Genomic DNA, 15,807 nt, shown 5'->3' with positions numbered 1-15,807 from the left:
GCCGCAGCAGCCGCCGTGCCGTCCGGGCTCAGCGCGCGCGACCGCGCAGGCCGCTCGGTGTGGGCGCCGGCAGCTGCGTGCGCACCACCGCCGTGATCGCCGCGATCGCGTTCGTGGTGCTCGCCGAGAGGGTGCGCGCCGACGCGGTCTGAGCAGAGAGCAGCGCGCGGTCGTACGGCAGCACGCCTGCCAGGTCGAACCCGCTCTCCGCTGCGGAGCCCTTCAAAACGGACTCCGGCGTGCGAGCCCCGCCCTGCCGAACGGCGACGAGCAGCGGGCGCGCCGGTGCCAGCGCGCCCCCGACGGCGCGCACGTGGTCGAGGGCGAGTGCGGCCGCGCGGAGACCATCGACGGTCGCAGCGGTCACCAGCACGACGACCGTGTCGCGCGTGAGCAGCGCGTTGACGCCGGCCGAGTAGAGCGTCGCGCCGACGTCGTGCACGGCCAGGCGGTCGTCGACCGAGCGGTCGAGCACGGCCGGGTCGAGGCGCGCGGCCAGTGCGCCCCCGCTGTGGTCGAGCAGCTGCGGGGCGCTGACGGGCGTGCCGAGCGATGCGGCGAGCAGCGCGGTGACGGTTGTCGTTCCAACTCCTCCGGCGGCGCCGACCACGACGACGCGCATCTGCTCCACTGCCTGCGGGGTCGCGGTCACCACTTCGGTGCCGAGATCGATGCTCATCAGCTCGCGTCCTCGAGCACGAGGGTCGCGCCGAGGTGCACGGCGAGCCGGTAGAGGATGTCGAGGCCGGGCTGGCCGTCGCTCCGCCACGGAATGTAGACCTCGCTCCACCAGAGCGGAGTGTGCACGGCGGGCGCCGACGGCAGCAGGCGCTCGATCTCGTGCGCGTTGGCGATCAGGGTGGAGTGTTGCACCGTGATCACGGCCTGCCCGTCGGCTCCGAACAGCTGGAGCGCGGCGCCGTCGTAGAGCGAGCGCACCTGGAGCTGCTCGTCGATGGCCGCCGCGGCCCGCAGCACGGCCTCGAGATTCACTCCGGTGGGGCTGAGCAGCACAGCGTCACGAGGCATGGGCCGATTCCTTTCGCTGGTCGTCGATCTCGTCTGCTTTGCCGTCGGCGTTGCCCTGCGCCGTGGCGCCGAGCGGGACGTTGGCGACCTGGATGAGCCGGGGGCGTTCGCCGCGCCGCACGAAGCGCCCGCGACCCGGCACCATCTGCTCGGCGTAGAGCTGCGGCAGGATCTGGCCCTCGCTGCGCTCACCGGACATGACGATCGCCGAGCCGCCCGTGTCGCGGATCGTCTGCAGCGCGACGTCGAACATGGCGCGACTGCTGCCGGAGACCGGCCGCGCGAGCAAGACGTGCAGGCGCAGATCGCGGGCGGATGCCAGATAGGGCAGCAGCGGCTTCAGCGGCTCCATGCCGCCGGAGGCCAGGATGTCGTAGTCGTCGACGACCACGACGATGCGCGGGCTGGCGTTCGTCGCGCCGGCAGCCTTGCCGGCATCCTGACGCTTCTCCAGCTCTTCGGCGATCGCGACGGCGAGACCCCGCGCCTCCCGGCTGTTCGAGGCGTGCCCGCCCATGTAGTCGTCGGGCACTCCGCCGACCAGGTCGCCGCGGAGGTCCATCAGCGCTACGACGAGCTCGTCGGCCGTGTAGCGATCGACGAGCGCGGAGAGCAGTGAGCGCAGCACCGTCGACTTGCCCGCCTGGGTGTCGCCGAAGACGAGCAGGTGCTGGTCGCGCGTGCCGAGCTCGAGGAACACCGGTTCCATGGTGTCCTGGCGCAGGCCGAACGGCAGCCGGTCCGGCTCGTCGAAGACGTCGGGCAGCAGCGCGGGCGAGAGGTCCTCCGGCAGCAGGCGGATCGGCGCGGCGGCCGGACCCTGCCAGCCGGCGGCGGTCTGCGCCGCGAGCGCCTCGAGGGCGTCGCCGAGCAGCGCGTCATCCACGTCTTCCATGGTCGGCAACGCGGTCTGCGCGAGCAGGCTCGCATCGGTGAGGATGCGGCCGGGTTGATTCGCCTTGAGCGTCGTGCTCAGCTTGCGGCTGATCACCGAGTCGGCCGGGTCGTTGATGCGCAGCTCGAGCCGGGTTCCGACGAGCGACTGCAGGTTCATCCGCATGTCGTTCCAGCGGTTCATCGTGATGACGACGTGGATGCCGAAGCTGCCGCCGCGGCGGAGCAGATCGGCCAGCGGCTCCTCGAGGTCCTCGAAGTCGGCGCGCAGCTGGGCCAGCCCGTCTACGAGCAGCACGACGTCGGCGCTCACCAGCTCGGGAATGCGGCCGGCCGCGTGCGCCGTGCGCAGCATCGCCGGCGAGTCGATGCCGTGGTCCCGGAACACCGCCTCGCGGGTCGCCAGCATGCCGTGCAGCTCCTCGAGCAGGCGGCGCAGCCGGTCGCGGTTGCCGCGGGTGGCGACACCACCGACGTGCGGGAACTGTTCGATGCGGCCGAGCCCGCCGCCGGTCAGGTCCATGCCGTACACGGTCACCTGGCGCGGCGTCTGGGTGAGGGCGATGGATGCCGCAACGGTGCGCAGGAAGGTGGAGCGCCCCGATTGCGGCGCCCCGATCACGGCGACGTGGCCGCCGGAACGGGTGAGGTCGAGTCGCCACGGCGCCTGCCGCTGCTTGGTCGGGTCGTCGAGCAGGCCGATGGGGACCTGCAGCGTGCTGGCGCCGTCCTCGGTGACGGCACCCTGCAACGCTCGGGCGAGGGTGACCCGGTTCGGCAGCGGCGGCAGCCAGACCGGGGCGGTGGAGCGGGCAGCCGTGCGCAAGCGGTCGACGCACTCGTCGATCAAGGCGCGCCCCGTCGTCGGACGCGACAGCTCCTCCTCGGCGGCCGCCTCGTCGCCGTCGGTGGCGACGCCGTTGTAGGCGGGCAGCAGCAGCGGCACCGCGGCGGTCTCCGGCTCGGCCAGCTCGCGGGCGAGATCGCCGGGCACCGGCCCAGAGACGTAGCCGGCGCGGAAGCGGCGGTAGATCGAGGTGTCGACCTTCAGGTAGCCGAAGCCGGGAACGGCGGGCAGGTGGAAGGCATCGGGGGTGTCGAGGATGACGGCGCTCTCGGCCTCGGAGAATGTGCGGAGGCCGAGCCGGTACGAGAGGTAGGTGTCGAGGCCGCGCAGCTTGCCGCCCTCGATCCGTTGGCTGGAGAGCAGCAGGTGCACGCCGATGGAGCGGCCGATCCGGCCGATGGTCAGCAGCAGGTCGACGAAGTCGGGTTCGGCGGTAAGCAGCTCGCCGAACTCGTCGATCACGACGAGCAGGTGCGGCATCGGCGGCAGTTCTGGCCGTTCGGCGCGGAGCTCCCGATAGTGGCTGATCGACGCCGAGCTGCCGGCATCCTTCAGCAGCTGCTGCCTGCGCACGACCTCTCCGGCGATGCTGGAACGCGCGCGCTCGGTGAGCTGCGGGTCATCGGCGAGGTTGTCGATGATGCCCGCGACGTGCGGGAGCCCCTTGAACGGCGCGAACGCCGCGCCACCCTTGTAGTCGACGAGCACCATGCTGAGGTCGTCGGGAGAGTGCGAGAGCGCGAGCCCGAGAATCAGGGTGCGCAGCATCTCGCTCTTACCGGAGCCGGTCGCTCCGATGCAGATGCCGTGCGGGCCCATGCCGAGCTGGGCGGACTCCTTGAGGTCGAGCAGCACGGGGGCGCCGACGTCGTCGACACCGATCGGCACCCGGAGGAAGTCGCGCGGCGATCTGGGCGCCCAGGAGGCGGCGGTGTTGAAGTCGGCCAGGTCGCGGATGCCGAGCAGCTCGGTCACCCCGATGGCCCGGCCTTCGTCGAGCTGCTCCTGCGCGCTGAGGCTCACGCGCAGCGGGCTCAGTGTGCGGGCGATGCCGGCGAGCAGCGGGAGCTCGACGCGGTCGATGCGGGCGCTCACGGCCTCGTCCGCGGCATCCGCACGCACGTCGTCGACCGTCGCGGTGCCGGCGTCGATGCTCAGACGCACGGTGACCTCGCTCGGCTCGTGCAGGCGGTCGCTCAGGAGGTGCACGGCGATGATGCGCAGCTCCGAGTCGCCGAGTTCCGCGTCGACGCTGGGCAGCACGGATGCCACCTGGCCGAAGTCGTCGATGAAGACGACGAGCGCCGAATCCGGCAGTGCGCGGGCGCGGCCGGCCGGAGGCTTCCGCTTGGCGGTGGCCGCCCGCTGGGCGCGCTCACCGAGCTCGCCGCAGATCACCTGGGCCAGCGCCGCGGTACTGGAGGCCAGCCGCCGCGCTGGCACGGGGCCGTCGAAGGTGTCACTCATGCTGAGGTGGGGGAGCAGGTCGACGCCCGCCCAGTCGGCGGCGGCGTGCTCGGGGAAGACGGCGGCCAGCTGCACGTCGTCCGGCGAGTGCATGGCCGCGATCTGCAGCAGCAGCGCGCGGGCGGCACCGAGCACGTCGCCCCGCTCTCCGATGATCGAGACGTGGCTGGCGCCGGCCAGGTCGATCGTCACGGGCATGGCCTGCACCCGGGAGTAGTGCCGCACGACGGCCTGCGCCTCGCCCGTCATGATCGGGTCGTATGGCTGGACCGGGTTCGCGTCATCCGGGATCGCGAGATCGAAGCAACGCACGTCGCCGAGGCCGATGCGCACACGGAGGAAGTCGACGTCGGAGCGCCTGCGCTCCCACCGTCTGGCCGGGTCGTTCACGAGCTCGCCGAGCGTTCCGGGGTCCGGGTCGAGGAGCAGCGCGTTCTCCCGCAGCTCCCTGCCGCGCCCGCGCAGGGTGCCGCGGAGCGTCTCGAGGTAGTCGAGGTAGTGCTCGCGTTGGGTGCGCCTGGTCTTCGCCTGGTTGCCGCGCTGCGACAGCGCCATGCCGACGCCACCGACGAGCGCGACGACGAGGATCATCGCGCCGACGACGACCATCACCGGGTTCGTGCGCAGCACCATGATCATCGTCATCGACGACAGGGCGCCGAGCACGGGCAGCATGGTCTGCATCGGCAGCCCGCCGACGGGGCCGTCCGGCATGATCGGCGGCGGCGCGATCATCTCGCGCTCGGTCGCTTCGACGGCGCGCGTGACGCGCGCGGGCCGGTGCACGATGCGGAGGGTCATGCGGGTACTCCCTCGCGAGCGGCGGTGACGCGGGTGGTGATGGCGCTGCTCACGATCGTGCCGGCGAGCCGGGCCGCGGCCAGGCGCGAGTGGGAGCGGGCGGGGCGGCCCGCCGCTCGCGCGGTGTCGAACGGGATGCCGAGCACGGGGACACCGGCGTGGCCCGCGACGGTCTCCAGCACCCGACCGGCGTCGCGACGCCGACCGTTGGCGACATCGACGAGTGCGAGCACGACGCGCGGCTCGGATTCTTGCCCCTGCAGCGCGGCGATCATGGCGACCGCCTCTTCTGCCGCACGGCGCTCGGCGCGGGCGATCAGACACACGACGTGGCTCGAGTCGGCGATCTCGGCGAGGTCGCTCTGCCAGGGGCGAACTCCCCAGTCGGTGCAGACGAGGTCGAAGAAGCGCGCGATCGGGCTCACCTCGGCCGCCCAGCTCGCAGTGGATGCCGGTGCGCCGGCGTCCCCGACGCGCAGCGTGAACAGGCCGCTCGCCGCCTGGGGCAGCCCGGCGACGGCATCCGCACCATCGCGGGCGCGCAGGCGGCGCTCGCTCGGCGCTGTCGGTATGGGCGGAGCAGCGGGGTCACTCGTTCCGGCATGCCAGCCGAACCCGAGTGGACCGCTCGCCGCGTCGACGCCCAGTACCCGACCGCTCCGTCGGGAGGCGAGCACAGAGGCCACGGCCGCAGCGGTCGTCGAGAGCCCGCTGCCGCCGTGCAACTGCACGAAGCCGACGCGCCTGCTCGTGGAGATGGGCTGGCGAATCGCGGTGTCGCCCTCGGAGATCGCCCGCGTGGTGTGCGCGGTCGAAGTGAGCATCGCGAGGGGCATCGCTCCGAGCGTCGCGAGGGGGGACAACGGGCGGGCGGCCATCAGAAGGTCTCCAGCAGCTGTGCGTACAGCCCGAACACGCCGAGCAGCAGCGGCACGGTGCTGACGACGGCGAGCGACTCGATCGTGTTGCCGAATCGGCGCAGCGTCGCCCGCGTGTGCGCGGCCGGCCGCACTCCGGCGCCGATGGCCACGAGCACGGCAGCCACGACGAGAGCCGCGAGCGCGAGCCATATTCCCGAAGCGGCATGTGCCGTGAAGGCGCCAACCGCGATGAGTGCGGTCGCCGTCCAGAGTGCGATCGCATCGATCGCCACGGGGAACGCGCGGGTGCGGAGCGCGGCCGTCGCCGCGAGGGCGGCGCCGAGGCCGATCGCCCAACCGTTCGTGCTGGCCACGAGGCCAACGCCGCAGAGGGCGAGCACGATGGCGGCGGCCACGGTCGACCACGACAGGGTGCGGTACGCCTCGTCTGCGGTGCTGAGCACGGTGCGCCGCGAACGGAGCCTGCCGGCGACGACCTCGTCGTCGAGGCCGGTGAGCCCGGCGGCGGCGAGGGCGAACCACGGCACGATGCCGCTGGCGAGGGCGGCAACGACGCCGCCGATGCCGAGTGCGCCGAGCGGGTCGACGCCCAGCGCAAGCAGGAGGAGCGGAACGAGCAGCAGGGCGACCCCGAGCAGGCTGCCGGCGAGGGCGGCCCCGCGGCGCTGACCGATACCGAAGCCGGCGGCAATGCTGAACCAGGCCAGAGTGATCGCGAGCGCGATGAGGGCGCCGAAGCGGGTCGGATCGGCAGTACCGGATTCGTCGAGCGCCGGCATCGCAATGGGCAGCAGGGCGGAGGCCAGCGGCAGGGAGAGGCCGAGCGCGGCGGCGGTGGTCGCGGTGCCGGCCCAGCTGAGCCCCGCGCGGCCGAGCAGCACGGCGGCGACGAGCAGCGCCGGCCAGGCGATGGCCAGCGGAAGCAGCGTCCCTGCCGCGGGCAGCGAGCCGGTGAGCAACGGGAGGGCGACGCCGCCGGCGATGGCGGCGATGAAACCGATCGCCACGGCGGCGACGGCGTGCCTGCTGCCCTCGCCCCAGAGGCCGCTACGGGTGCGCAGGGCGTCGGCGACGGCATCCGTCACGTCGGAGACCTCGGGCGGAGCAGGGGCGTCGTCGATGCGGCTGAGGTGCAGCAGCTCCCCGTCGAGCACGAGCTGTTGCGCGGCGGAGAGCCCGAGGTCGAGCTGCTCTCCTGTGCTGCGCACCAGCGCGAGCGGGCGGGCGATCGATCCGCTCGGCTCGGCGAGCAGCCCCATCAGTCGCGGCATGAGGCCGGCGAACGGCTCCTCGCTCGGAACGACCAGTTCTGCCTTGTTCAGGGTGCCGATCACGGTGAGGCGGGTGAAGTCAGTCATGGTGTCTCCGAAGACGATGTGGCTGCGGGCTTCTGCTGCTGCTGGGTGGCGAGGGTGTTGCTGACGAAGGAGACGCCGACGCACACGGCGCAGGCGACGGCGGCCAGAACGATGCTCGTCGTGAAGCGTTTGCGGTTGTCGTTGATCAGCCGCCGGCCGTCGAGCTCGCCGGTGAGGAAGGCTCCGAGCAGCCGGTTGCGGTGGGTCTTGACCGCCTCGAGCAGGATCGCGTCGTGGTTACGCGCCATGCTTGCCTCCGCTCTCACTCGTGTCGGTGTCATCTTTGCGGTGCCGGGCGTTCAGGCCGTCCAGGATCGTGCTGCCGCTGCCGAGGAGTGCGCCGAGGCGTTCGGCGTCGACCGCGCCGAGCACCGCCTCGACGCGGGGCCAACCGAGCTCGTCGAGGGTGCCGAGCGGGAAGAGCAGCGCGGGAATCCGCGGCCGGCCAACGGCGATGGCCCCGAACTCGGCGACCATCCGCGCTGGGTCCAGACCCAGGGCGCGTACACCGGGCGCCCCGATCAGCAGGGCGAGGGGGTTGGCCGGTGCCTGCAGCACCGGGGAGCGCAGCTGGCTGCTGACGCCCGGCCGGGCCAGCGCGAGCGCGATGAGCGGCATCGTCTTCTCCTCGCCGGCGGCGAGCAGGTCGAGCACACGTTTGGGGGCGGCGGTGGCCGAGTCCGACCCGGCAGCGCCGACGCCGAGGAACAGCTGCGAGATCTCCTCGAGGCCGCGGTCGGTGCGTCGGACGCCGAGCGTGCCCGTCAGCGGGTGCGTGCGCGTTCCCGCCAGCGCGAACTGGGTGTCTGCCGGCATCCGGCGGCGGGCGAATGCGGTGAGTTCGGCGCGATCCCAGCCGACGGTGGCCGGCTCCGTGACGCCCCAACCCATCGGTGCGACCCCCTGCAGCGTCGTCGTGGCCTGCTCGGCGAAGCCGCCGAGCACGGCGTCGGCGTCGGCGCGGTGGCGCACGGAGGCGTTGAGCAGGATCTCGAGCTGGTCGGTGGGCTTCGGCCGCAGGTAGTCCACGGCGACGTCGTCGATGTCGCGGATCGCGGGCGAGGCGAGCACCTCGTCGATCGCCGCGAGCTTCGCGCCCGTGATGCCGTCACGCAGCGTGCCGCCCTGGCCGCGCACGACCCACGCACCGCGGTAGTCCCGCATCGCCTGGTAGTACGCCTCGGTGAGTGAGCTGAGCTCATCGGTCACCAGCACGACGCGCACGTCGCCGCTCGCCGCCTGCACGAAGAGGTCGGCGCGCCCCTCGCTGAGGTAGATCACCGCGCTGCGGCTCTCGCTCTGCACCCAGCCGGCGTGCACGGCATCGACCAGCGGATGCCGGATGGTCTCGTGATCGGTCACTGTGCGCCTCTCATCGGCTTCACGAAGCTCAGCGAGCGGTCGCCGAGTGCGAGCGTCCAGCGCTCGGGAACGGGGGTGCGGATGCCGGCCGGAAGCGCTTCGCCCGGTGCTTCGGTCTCCGCGGTGCCGAGCAGCGCGGTGCCGTTGGTCGACCCGAGGTCTGTGACCCAGATCTCGCCGCCGGCCCATTCGATCAGCGCGTGTGTCTTCGACAGGGTGCGGGAGAGATCGGGCAGGGCCAGCAGTTCGTGCTGGATGCTCCCCACGGCATTGGACGGGTTGCGCCCGATGAGCAGCCCACCGTTCAGGCTGACGCGCTGCCCGCTGTCGAGCACGAGGGTGAGCGGGCCATCGTGCAGGGGAGCGGCCGCAGCGGCGGCAGCGGGAACAACTGCGGGAGCGCGAGGAGGCTGCGGCAGCTCGGCTGAGGCGGCGGGCTGCGCTGGCGCGATCGCCCGCGGCGCGAGCGGGACGAAGACGGCCCGGAGCGGGTCGCGCCCATTCAGCAGGTCGATGCACGACAGGCCGCGCCCGGCGCGCGTCACGATCCGTGTCAGGAGCGCCAGCGAACCGAGCGGTGTCGCGGTGAGGCTGTCGACCGTGCGGGTGCGGGTGATCCAGCCGCCGAGCCAGCGCCCGCTGCGCCCATTCGAGACCAGGCAGAACACGGCGGCAAGGACGCCGAGCAGCAGGAAGAGCAGGCCGACACCCTTCCCCGGGGGCAGGAACGCGCAGGCGATCACAGTAATCGGCACGAGCAGATCGATCAGTATCGCGAGCAGATGCCGCCACGGCGGTGCGACGGCGGTGCCGTTCAGCAGGGGAGCGGCGCTCGCGGCATCCGCGGAGGGTGCGTGCCTGCTTCCGCAGTGCCGGCAGTGCACGTCGCCGGCGTCGGACCATGCGCCACAGCGGCCGCATGTTGCGGTGAAGACGACTGCCGAAACCATGTACCCCCACCGCTCGATCGCGGGGCACCCCGCCCCGGTGTGGTCAAAGTTACCGTCTACCCCCCGAAGGCGTGTAATCACCTCGCCCGGATCCGACAGAATGGCTGCGCTCCGTATCGCTCGGGGCAGACGTGGAGAGGGGTCGGCCCATGCCAGACGAGGACTTCGGCGACGCGGACCGCGACGACGCGATCATCGCCCTGCTCGTGGAGAGTGGTGAGGCAGCCGGGCTGAAAAGGCTCGAACGGCCGGACTCGCTCGTAGTGCTGCGCGATCCCGAGATGATCTACACGCTGAGCGAGCGCGACGGCCTCTTCATCGTGCAGAGCAGCGGCCGCGGCACGGCTCCGTGGCTCGCGATGGCGAGCGAACAGCTCGAGGCGGCCGCGGCGGGGCTACTCCTCCTGATCGCGGTCCCGCTGCGTCAACGGCTGGGCCTGCCGCACCTTGAGGTTCCGCGAGAGTTGACCGACGGGGTGACCCTGGTACCGGATGTCGACGGGCTCCGGTTGCGCTGGAGCGCTGCCGGCCAGCCGCGCTCGGCCTGGTTTCCCGACAGTCACGCGGGGCGGCGCTCGGCGGTCGAGCTTTCGCACGCCGCCGGTCATCCCCCAGAAATGGTGGCGGTTTCCGTGCGCGACCAACGAGGGGCGCCGCTCTTCGCGCGGAAATGAAATGTCGCGTCACCCCCCGAAGGCGTGTCATCATGTCTTTCGGGGGAAATCCCTGCCGCAGCATTCGCACGCGACACTGGGGCTGAATTTCGCGCACGTCAGTGGCGCACGACGAGGGGAACAGTCATGAAGTTCGCAATGGGGGCCAGCACGCTGAGCACCTTGACCAAGAACACGTCGACGTCGAATGACGATCTCGGCGCACTGGTCAAGCAGCTCGCGGAGTCGGCCGAGCCGCTCCAGGGCAAGTTCAACGGCGCCGGCCGCGCCGCGTTCGATGCATTCAAGGGGCAGACCGACCGCATCGCAGCCGAGCTGAACGGCGCGCTCGCCGCGGTGCTCGGTGGTATCGCTGGCATGGACAAGGCCCTCGGTGAGGGTGACCAGGAGATGGGCAGCTCGACGCAGTCGTTGATGGCCAACTCGAACTTTGACGCAGCCCGCTTCGGCGGAAAGGCATAGGGGGAACCGATGAGTGCACAGGGTCAAGCGGATCGCCGCGACTACGACATCCACGCCTCGCAGAACGCGCAGGAGAACTTCAACCGCGTTGCCGCACAGCTGGAATCGCTGATCGATCAGCGCCAGAAAGACGTCAACGCCGCCATGAGCGACTACCAGGCGGACGGCGTCTCCGACGAGTACGCCGGCAAGGAGCTTGCCTGGCGCAATGCCGCCGGCGAGGTCAAGACGATCATCGCGACGCTCCGCGCCTCGATGGAGCAGAACGACGACACGGCTCAGACCGCTCTCGGCAAGGCCAAGTCCGCTGTCGACGGAATCGGCTAACTGACTCTGTCGGCACTGGTCGCGTAACGAACGAGGGGGATGGCGCGATGGCATCATCGGAAGGCTGGAGCATCCAGCCGGAGCAGGTCGCAACCGTGCTCACGGCGGTGAACGGCAAGGCGGAGCTGATGGGGGCAGCATTGGCGACGATGCAGGCCGACGTCTCGTCCGCCGCTGCGGCCACGGGCAACTCCGCGGCCATCTCGCAGGCGCTGATGGACTTCTTCGCGCAGGAGGGCCCGCGCCTCGAAGGGGTGAGCAAGCGCATCGCCGCTTCGCTCACCGGTGCTTCGGATGCCACATCCGCCTACGTCAAGGGCGACTACGAAATGGCCAGCACCTCACAGAGCCTGCAGGTCGAGCTGATCAACAACCCGGTACTCCCGGGCAACGGGGCGTACTAGAGCATGGCCGAACACATCAATCCAGCGGCGATCCCCGGCGACGCCCTGCAGCCCGAGCTGCTCGTACAGCACGCGGACTCGCTGTCGAAGGCGGCATCCGGCACCCGAGACCACGGCGCAGAGGTCGTCGCCGAGTGGCAGAAGCTCGCCGCGTACTACACAGCGCCGGAGGGCCCGCAGCTCTTCGCCGTGATGACACCGGTCGGGCCGGCCACCTCGGCGTTCGGTGACAACCTCGACGTCGTCGTCGCGGCGCTTAAGACCTTCGCCGACGAGGTGACCCCGATCAAGGCCGAGCTCGCCAGGCTTAAGGGCGAGGCCCAGACCTTCGTCGACACCACGGTCGCCAACGGCGTCGACGTGAAGTACACCGACTATGGCTACGGATACGGCGGATACGGCGCATCGGGCGCGTACGCCGGCTACGGCTACAACGCCTTCGGCTCATACACGCAGGCGGCAGAAGACAACCCCGTCACGCGCACGCACCACCAGAACTGGGACGAGAACCAGGGCGCCGTCGACAAGAACAACTCGCTGATCGCTGCGGTCAGCGCCCAACAGGTGAAGCTGTGGGCCGCGGAACGCACCTGCGCCAACAAGATTCGCGCCCTCTTCGGCGCCGAGCCGCTGCGTTCGATGCAGAGTGAGGATGACGCCCTCGGCTACGGCCTGAGCGAGATCCCCGAGGGCACCGAGATGCCGTGGGGCGCGGCGACGAAGCGCACGGAGGGCTGCGCAGAAGCATCGCTCACGTTCGTCTTCGAGGACGTGATCTGGAAGGGCATCGCCGTCGGAGGCGTCTGGGGCACGATCACCGGACTCGGCACCCTCCTGCTCGGCTACAACCCCGCCACCGGCGACTTCTTCAGCGGCGACGCCTACGGCGCGGCGTGGAGCGGGCTCGGCATGCTCGCCTTCGGGCTCGCGACCAGCGGCACCGTCGGCATCGTCGGCAGCTTCGTGCCCGGCCCGGTCGGCGACTTCTTCCGCGGCGGGCAGGAAGCCGTGGTCAACACGCTCAAGGGCGTTGTCGCCTGGGACACCTGGGCGGAGAACCCCGGTGAGGCGCTCGGCTCCTCCATCTTCAACATCGCGACGATTGTCATCCCGGCCGGCGCGGTCGTCGGCGGCGTCAAGACCGCGACCGGTGCGGCCAATGCCCTCGGCAAGGCCGCGAAGATCGTCGACATGGTCGACCCGGGGGCCTGGCTCAGCAAGGGTGTCCTCGGCGGCTCGAAGTTCATCGCGCCCTCGGTCGCCGATCTGTTGAAGTCGCTCGATTTCAACCTCGGCGACAACATGGGCAACCTCTTCGACGGTTCGACGCTCAAGATCGCGAACTTCGACGGCTCCACCTTCGACTTCACCCCGCCCAAGGCCGACGTGCCCGACAGCTTCGACGTGCCACCGGCGCGGGGAGCGGACGCGGCGGACGTTCCCGTGCGGATGCCGGAGTCCGTCGTCGCCGGCGCACCCGGTTCCTCCCAGCTCCTCAGTCCCGACACCCACATCGGTGGTACCGGCACGACCGTGCTCGACACGCCCCCCGGTCACGGCTCGGGTGGCGGCAGCGGTTCCGGCAACGGCACAGGTAGTGGCTCCGGCACGGGTGCCGGCGGCGGTTCTGGCTCTGGCGCGGGAACGGGTACCGGTGGCGGTTCCGGCCATGGTTCCGGCTCTGGCGCGGATGGCGCCGACGGCGTGCCGCCCAAGGACCCGAGCGATGTCGCCGACCCCACCGATCCGCCGAAGAAGCCGTGGGACCCCGAAATGGGCGACCCCGTGCTCAGTGATGCTGACTACGGTCCCGGGTTCGAGCGAGTCGATGACCGCACAGGCAGCAACCCGATCGATCCGAACTACGGCGACGTGCGTGCTGACGGCACGAGCGGCCACCTCGGTGACGCCTATGCGCACCCAGGCGCGATCTCCGACGACATCGCGCACATGATCGAAGACCCGCAAGCGCCCTACGGGCGGGGCGAGGACGGCCAGCCTTACTCGCGCGAGGAGTGGGAGTCGCGGTACACCGACGCCAACGGACGCCCGATCTACCCTGGCAACGATGGCGGCAAGGTCGACAGCTTCGTCGAGTTCAACACCATGGCCGACTTCAAGGCGCACTACGGCGAGACGCTGGATCGCTTCGGATCCGATGAAGGCAAGTTCCTCTCCTTCCCCGAGATGTCATTCGAATCTCGTTCGCTGCCGCCCAGCAACCTCAGCGACACGTACTCCACTTTCCAGCTCTCCGATGAGCTTCCCAAGGGCGCACACATCGAGGTGTCCGAGATCGCTCCCGCGTTCGGCCGTGACGGAGGCGGGCTGCAGGTCCGCATCCTCGATGCGGACGGCACGCCCCTCTCTGTTGAAGACCTGATGCATGGCGACAACCCCGTCCTGGTCCGGTCCGCACCGGGCGTCGAGGGCGGAACCTTCGGAACACCGGTGCACATCACTCCGAACGCATCGGGAGAGTTCGCGGCGCCGCCCGTGCAGAACAGCGTGGACGTGCCGGCCGCTGAGGTGCCGGGATCCCGCAGCCCCTTCGCGCCTCAGGGCGGTCTGCTTCCGGACACGGTCTATCACGTCGAGGGCCGCGGAGATTTCTACACGGACGCCGGCGGCTCCGTCGTCCACGTCGAAACCCGATATGGCGGCACGGGCAGCCTTCACCCCGACCTCATGACGCCGCAGCCGAACACGACGTATGTCGTTCACCCCGACGTGACCGCTCCGGTTGATGGCGCCAACCACGCACACGTGTTTCAGACGGATGCTGAAGGACGCACTGTACTCGCGCACACGGACCACCTCGCGCTGGGCGACGCCGACCGTTCGGCCTCGGTGCAGAGCCGGGTCGGGCACGAGGGTGGCGATGGCTACGAAGGCGGGCACCTGTTCGGCAATGGCTACGGTGGTGGCGGAGAGTACGCAAACACCGTTGCCATGTTGCGCGATCTGAACCGCGGTGCCGGCGACAGCTTCTTCAACCTGGAGAATCATTGGCGAGGGCTACTCAAAGCCGATCCCACAGTCATGATCGAGGTGGACATTCGACCGCACTATTCTGGGCAGAGCGTCGTGCCCGATGTGTTCGAGGTTGAGTACCGGATAGACGGCGGGCCCTTGGTCCGAAAGGAATATGAGAATGGCTGAGCAATCTCAGTTTGAGATCGAGCGCGACGCATTCAATGCGCTCGGCGTGCTGCTCTACTCGCTGCTTGCTGCTGGGGATGAGCGGATCGTGCTCGGTGTGAGCGCCACCTCGTCAACGAATGAACAGCATCTCAGGGCATACAACCCAGAGGGCCGGTTTGAGTCGCCCGAGGGGCGTTTCAACGACGCTCGTGGTTCGTTTGAGCTGTCGAAAGCGATGAAGGCTTTGCGGTCTGCGCAGTATCGTCCGGGCGCCGGAACGTGGTTCAGCGCACGCATCACGGTGAACGCGGACGGCAGCGCGACCGCGGAGTACAACTATGACGAAGAGCCAAAGTGGGATGTTCCGGTCGACCCGATCGCGTACGTGACAGATCAGGACGTGTTCCCGCGCGATGAGGCGCATCAGCCGGAGTGGTTGAAGCAGAAGCTTGCCGAGGGGCGTGTGCGTCTGGCGGCTCGCGACAAGTGAGCGCAGCCGGGACGCGTGACGAGGACGTCGCGGCGCTGGGCGTCGTGCAGCGGGTCGCCGCGCTGGCGAAGTTGCAAAGCACTGATGAGGAGGGCCTCCTCGTCAGCCTCTGGGACATGGAGATGAGATACACCATCACCGCCAACGACGGTCTCTTCGTCGTGCAGAGCAGTGACAGGGGCACGGCGCCTTGGCTGGAGATGGCCAGCGAGAGCCTGCCCGTCGCAGCCCGTGGCCTGGTGCTCATGCTGGCCGCGCGTGTACGACGGAATCTGGGGTACCCACCGATCGCGAAGGCGCTGGACTCGGCGGGGATGCCAGCCGGTGTCGTTTTGGAGCCGGACGTCGACGGGCTTCGGCTGCGCTGGAGTGAGAACGGTGCGCCGTGTTCCGCGTGGTTCCCCGACAGCATCAAGGGGCGCAGGACCGCGGCGCGATTCGCGTACATCGCCATGCACTCCCTCGACGAACTGGAACGGTCGCTCACATCGCACGACGGCGCACCGTTGTTCGCATGAAGACGCCCCCAGAACCCCGGCTTTGTCGGCGAGGGGGAGAACGCGATACTCCCTGAGTATTATCTCGATGCACCAGTTGATGGTCTGAAAGTGGGAGCAGAGATGTGGCGAATCCGTCCGGATGGAACGGAATCGCTCATGGCTGTGCTGGGGGAAAAGGGCTGGGTGAGGATCTGTGGATAGTCGCGTGCGGGAGTCG

At 70.1% G+C, this 15,807-nt stretch carries 15 protein-coding genes; 7 read left to right on the top strand and 8 right to left on the bottom strand.

The genetic code is table 11. The annotated features are described in order from the left end of the window. Positions 1-28: 28 nt before the first annotated feature. Genes ASC66_RS03675 through ASC66_RS03640 form a run of 8 tightly spaced genes read right to left on the bottom strand, consistent with a single transcriptional unit; the run spans position 29 to position 9,589 of the window. The gene (locus ASC66_RS03675) at positions 29-679 is read right to left on the bottom strand and encodes a hypothetical protein (protein WP_055834754.1); all 651 of its coding nucleotides are present in this window, start codon (positions 677-679) and stop codon (positions 29-31) included. Continuing rightward, complete coding sequence (locus tag ASC66_RS03670) at positions 679-1,029, bottom strand: hypothetical protein (protein ID WP_055834751.1); 351 nt, start codon at positions 1,027-1,029, stop codon at positions 679-681. Before ASC66_RS03670 ends, ASC66_RS03675 begins: the two co-directional genes overlap by 1 nt. After that, positions 1,019-5,038, bottom strand: coding sequence for a type VII secretion protein EccCa (gene eccCa / locus ASC66_RS03665; protein WP_082491980.1), 4,020 nt, complete (start codon positions 5,036-5,038; stop codon positions 1,019-1,021). Before eccCa ends, ASC66_RS03670 begins: the two co-directional genes overlap by 11 nt. Then, positions 5,035-5,874: a hypothetical protein gene (locus ASC66_RS03660; protein WP_157509618.1), complete on the bottom strand. Its 840-nt coding sequence runs from the start codon at positions 5,872-5,874 to the stop codon at positions 5,035-5,037. Before ASC66_RS03660 ends, eccCa begins: the two co-directional genes overlap by 4 nt. Before the next feature lie 41 nt (positions 5,875-5,915). Then, positions 5,916-7,277 carry a type VII secretion integral membrane protein EccD gene (gene eccD, locus ASC66_RS03655; RefSeq protein ID WP_055834746.1) on the bottom strand — a complete coding sequence of 454 codons (1,362 nt, stop codon included), beginning with the start codon at positions 7,275-7,277 and terminating at the stop codon, positions 5,916-5,918. After that, a complete protein-coding gene (locus tag ASC66_RS03650; protein WP_055834743.1) occupies positions 7,274-7,525 on the bottom strand; it encodes a DUF4179 domain-containing protein in 252 nt (83 codons plus the stop codon). The genes eccD and ASC66_RS03650 overlap by 4 nt, the downstream gene beginning before the upstream one ends. Beyond that, positions 7,515-8,639 (bottom strand): DUF6177 family protein, encoded by a 1,125-nt coding sequence (locus tag ASC66_RS03645; RefSeq protein WP_055834740.1) that lies wholly within the window; start codon positions 8,637-8,639, stop codon positions 7,515-7,517. The genes ASC66_RS03650 and ASC66_RS03645 overlap by 11 nt, the downstream gene beginning before the upstream one ends. Next, positions 8,636-9,589: an FHA domain-containing protein gene (locus tag ASC66_RS03640; RefSeq protein WP_055834737.1), complete on the bottom strand. Its 954-nt coding sequence runs from the start codon at positions 9,587-9,589 to the stop codon at positions 8,636-8,638. The genes ASC66_RS03645 and ASC66_RS03640 overlap by 4 nt, the downstream gene beginning before the upstream one ends. Positions 9,590-9,738: 149 nt before the next feature. On the opposite strand from ASC66_RS03640, the gene ASC66_RS03635 reads away from it, so the two are divergent. From ASC66_RS03635 to ASC66_RS03605, 7 genes are all read left to right on the top strand, one after another. Continuing rightward, entirely contained in the window at positions 9,739-10,263 is a 525-nt protein-coding gene (locus tag ASC66_RS03635) for an Imm61 family immunity protein (RefSeq protein ID WP_055834734.1), read from the top strand. Between the two features lie 126 nt (positions 10,264-10,389). Then, positions 10,390-10,725: a hypothetical protein gene (locus ASC66_RS03630; RefSeq protein ID WP_055834731.1), complete on the top strand. Its 336-nt coding sequence runs from the start codon at positions 10,390-10,392 to the stop codon at positions 10,723-10,725. A 9-nt stretch (positions 10,726-10,734) separates the two neighbouring features. Then, complete coding sequence (locus ASC66_RS03625) at positions 10,735-11,052, top strand: pore-forming ESAT-6 family protein (RefSeq protein ID WP_055834728.1); 318 nt, start codon at positions 10,735-10,737, stop codon at positions 11,050-11,052. A 47-nt stretch (positions 11,053-11,099) separates the two neighbouring features. Continuing rightward, positions 11,100-11,456: a DUF6507 family protein gene (locus tag ASC66_RS03620; protein ID WP_055834725.1), complete on the top strand. Its 357-nt coding sequence runs from the start codon at positions 11,100-11,102 to the stop codon at positions 11,454-11,456. Positions 11,457-11,459: 3 nt separating this feature from the next. Further along, positions 11,460-14,618: a DNA/RNA non-specific endonuclease gene (locus ASC66_RS03615; protein ID WP_055834722.1), complete on the top strand. Its 3,159-nt coding sequence runs from the start codon at positions 11,460-11,462 to the stop codon at positions 14,616-14,618. Further along, complete coding sequence (locus ASC66_RS03610; RefSeq protein ID WP_055834719.1) at positions 14,611-15,090, top strand: hypothetical protein; 480 nt, start codon at positions 14,611-14,613, stop codon at positions 15,088-15,090. The genes ASC66_RS03615 and ASC66_RS03610 overlap by 8 nt, the downstream gene beginning before the upstream one ends. After that, positions 15,087-15,608 carry an Imm61 family immunity protein gene (locus tag ASC66_RS03605; RefSeq protein WP_055834716.1) on the top strand — a complete coding sequence of 174 codons (522 nt, stop codon included), beginning with the start codon at positions 15,087-15,089 and terminating at the stop codon, positions 15,606-15,608. The genes ASC66_RS03610 and ASC66_RS03605 overlap by 4 nt, the downstream gene beginning before the upstream one ends. Positions 15,609-15,807: the final 199 nt, after the last annotated feature.

This window comes from Leifsonia sp. Root4, from assembly GCF_001425085.1.
Classification (GTDB): domain Bacteria; phylum Actinomycetota; class Actinomycetes; order Actinomycetales; family Microbacteriaceae; genus Microterricola.
Note: the sequence above shows the minus strand (reverse complement) of the source record. Positions and strands in the feature narration are given on the sequence as shown.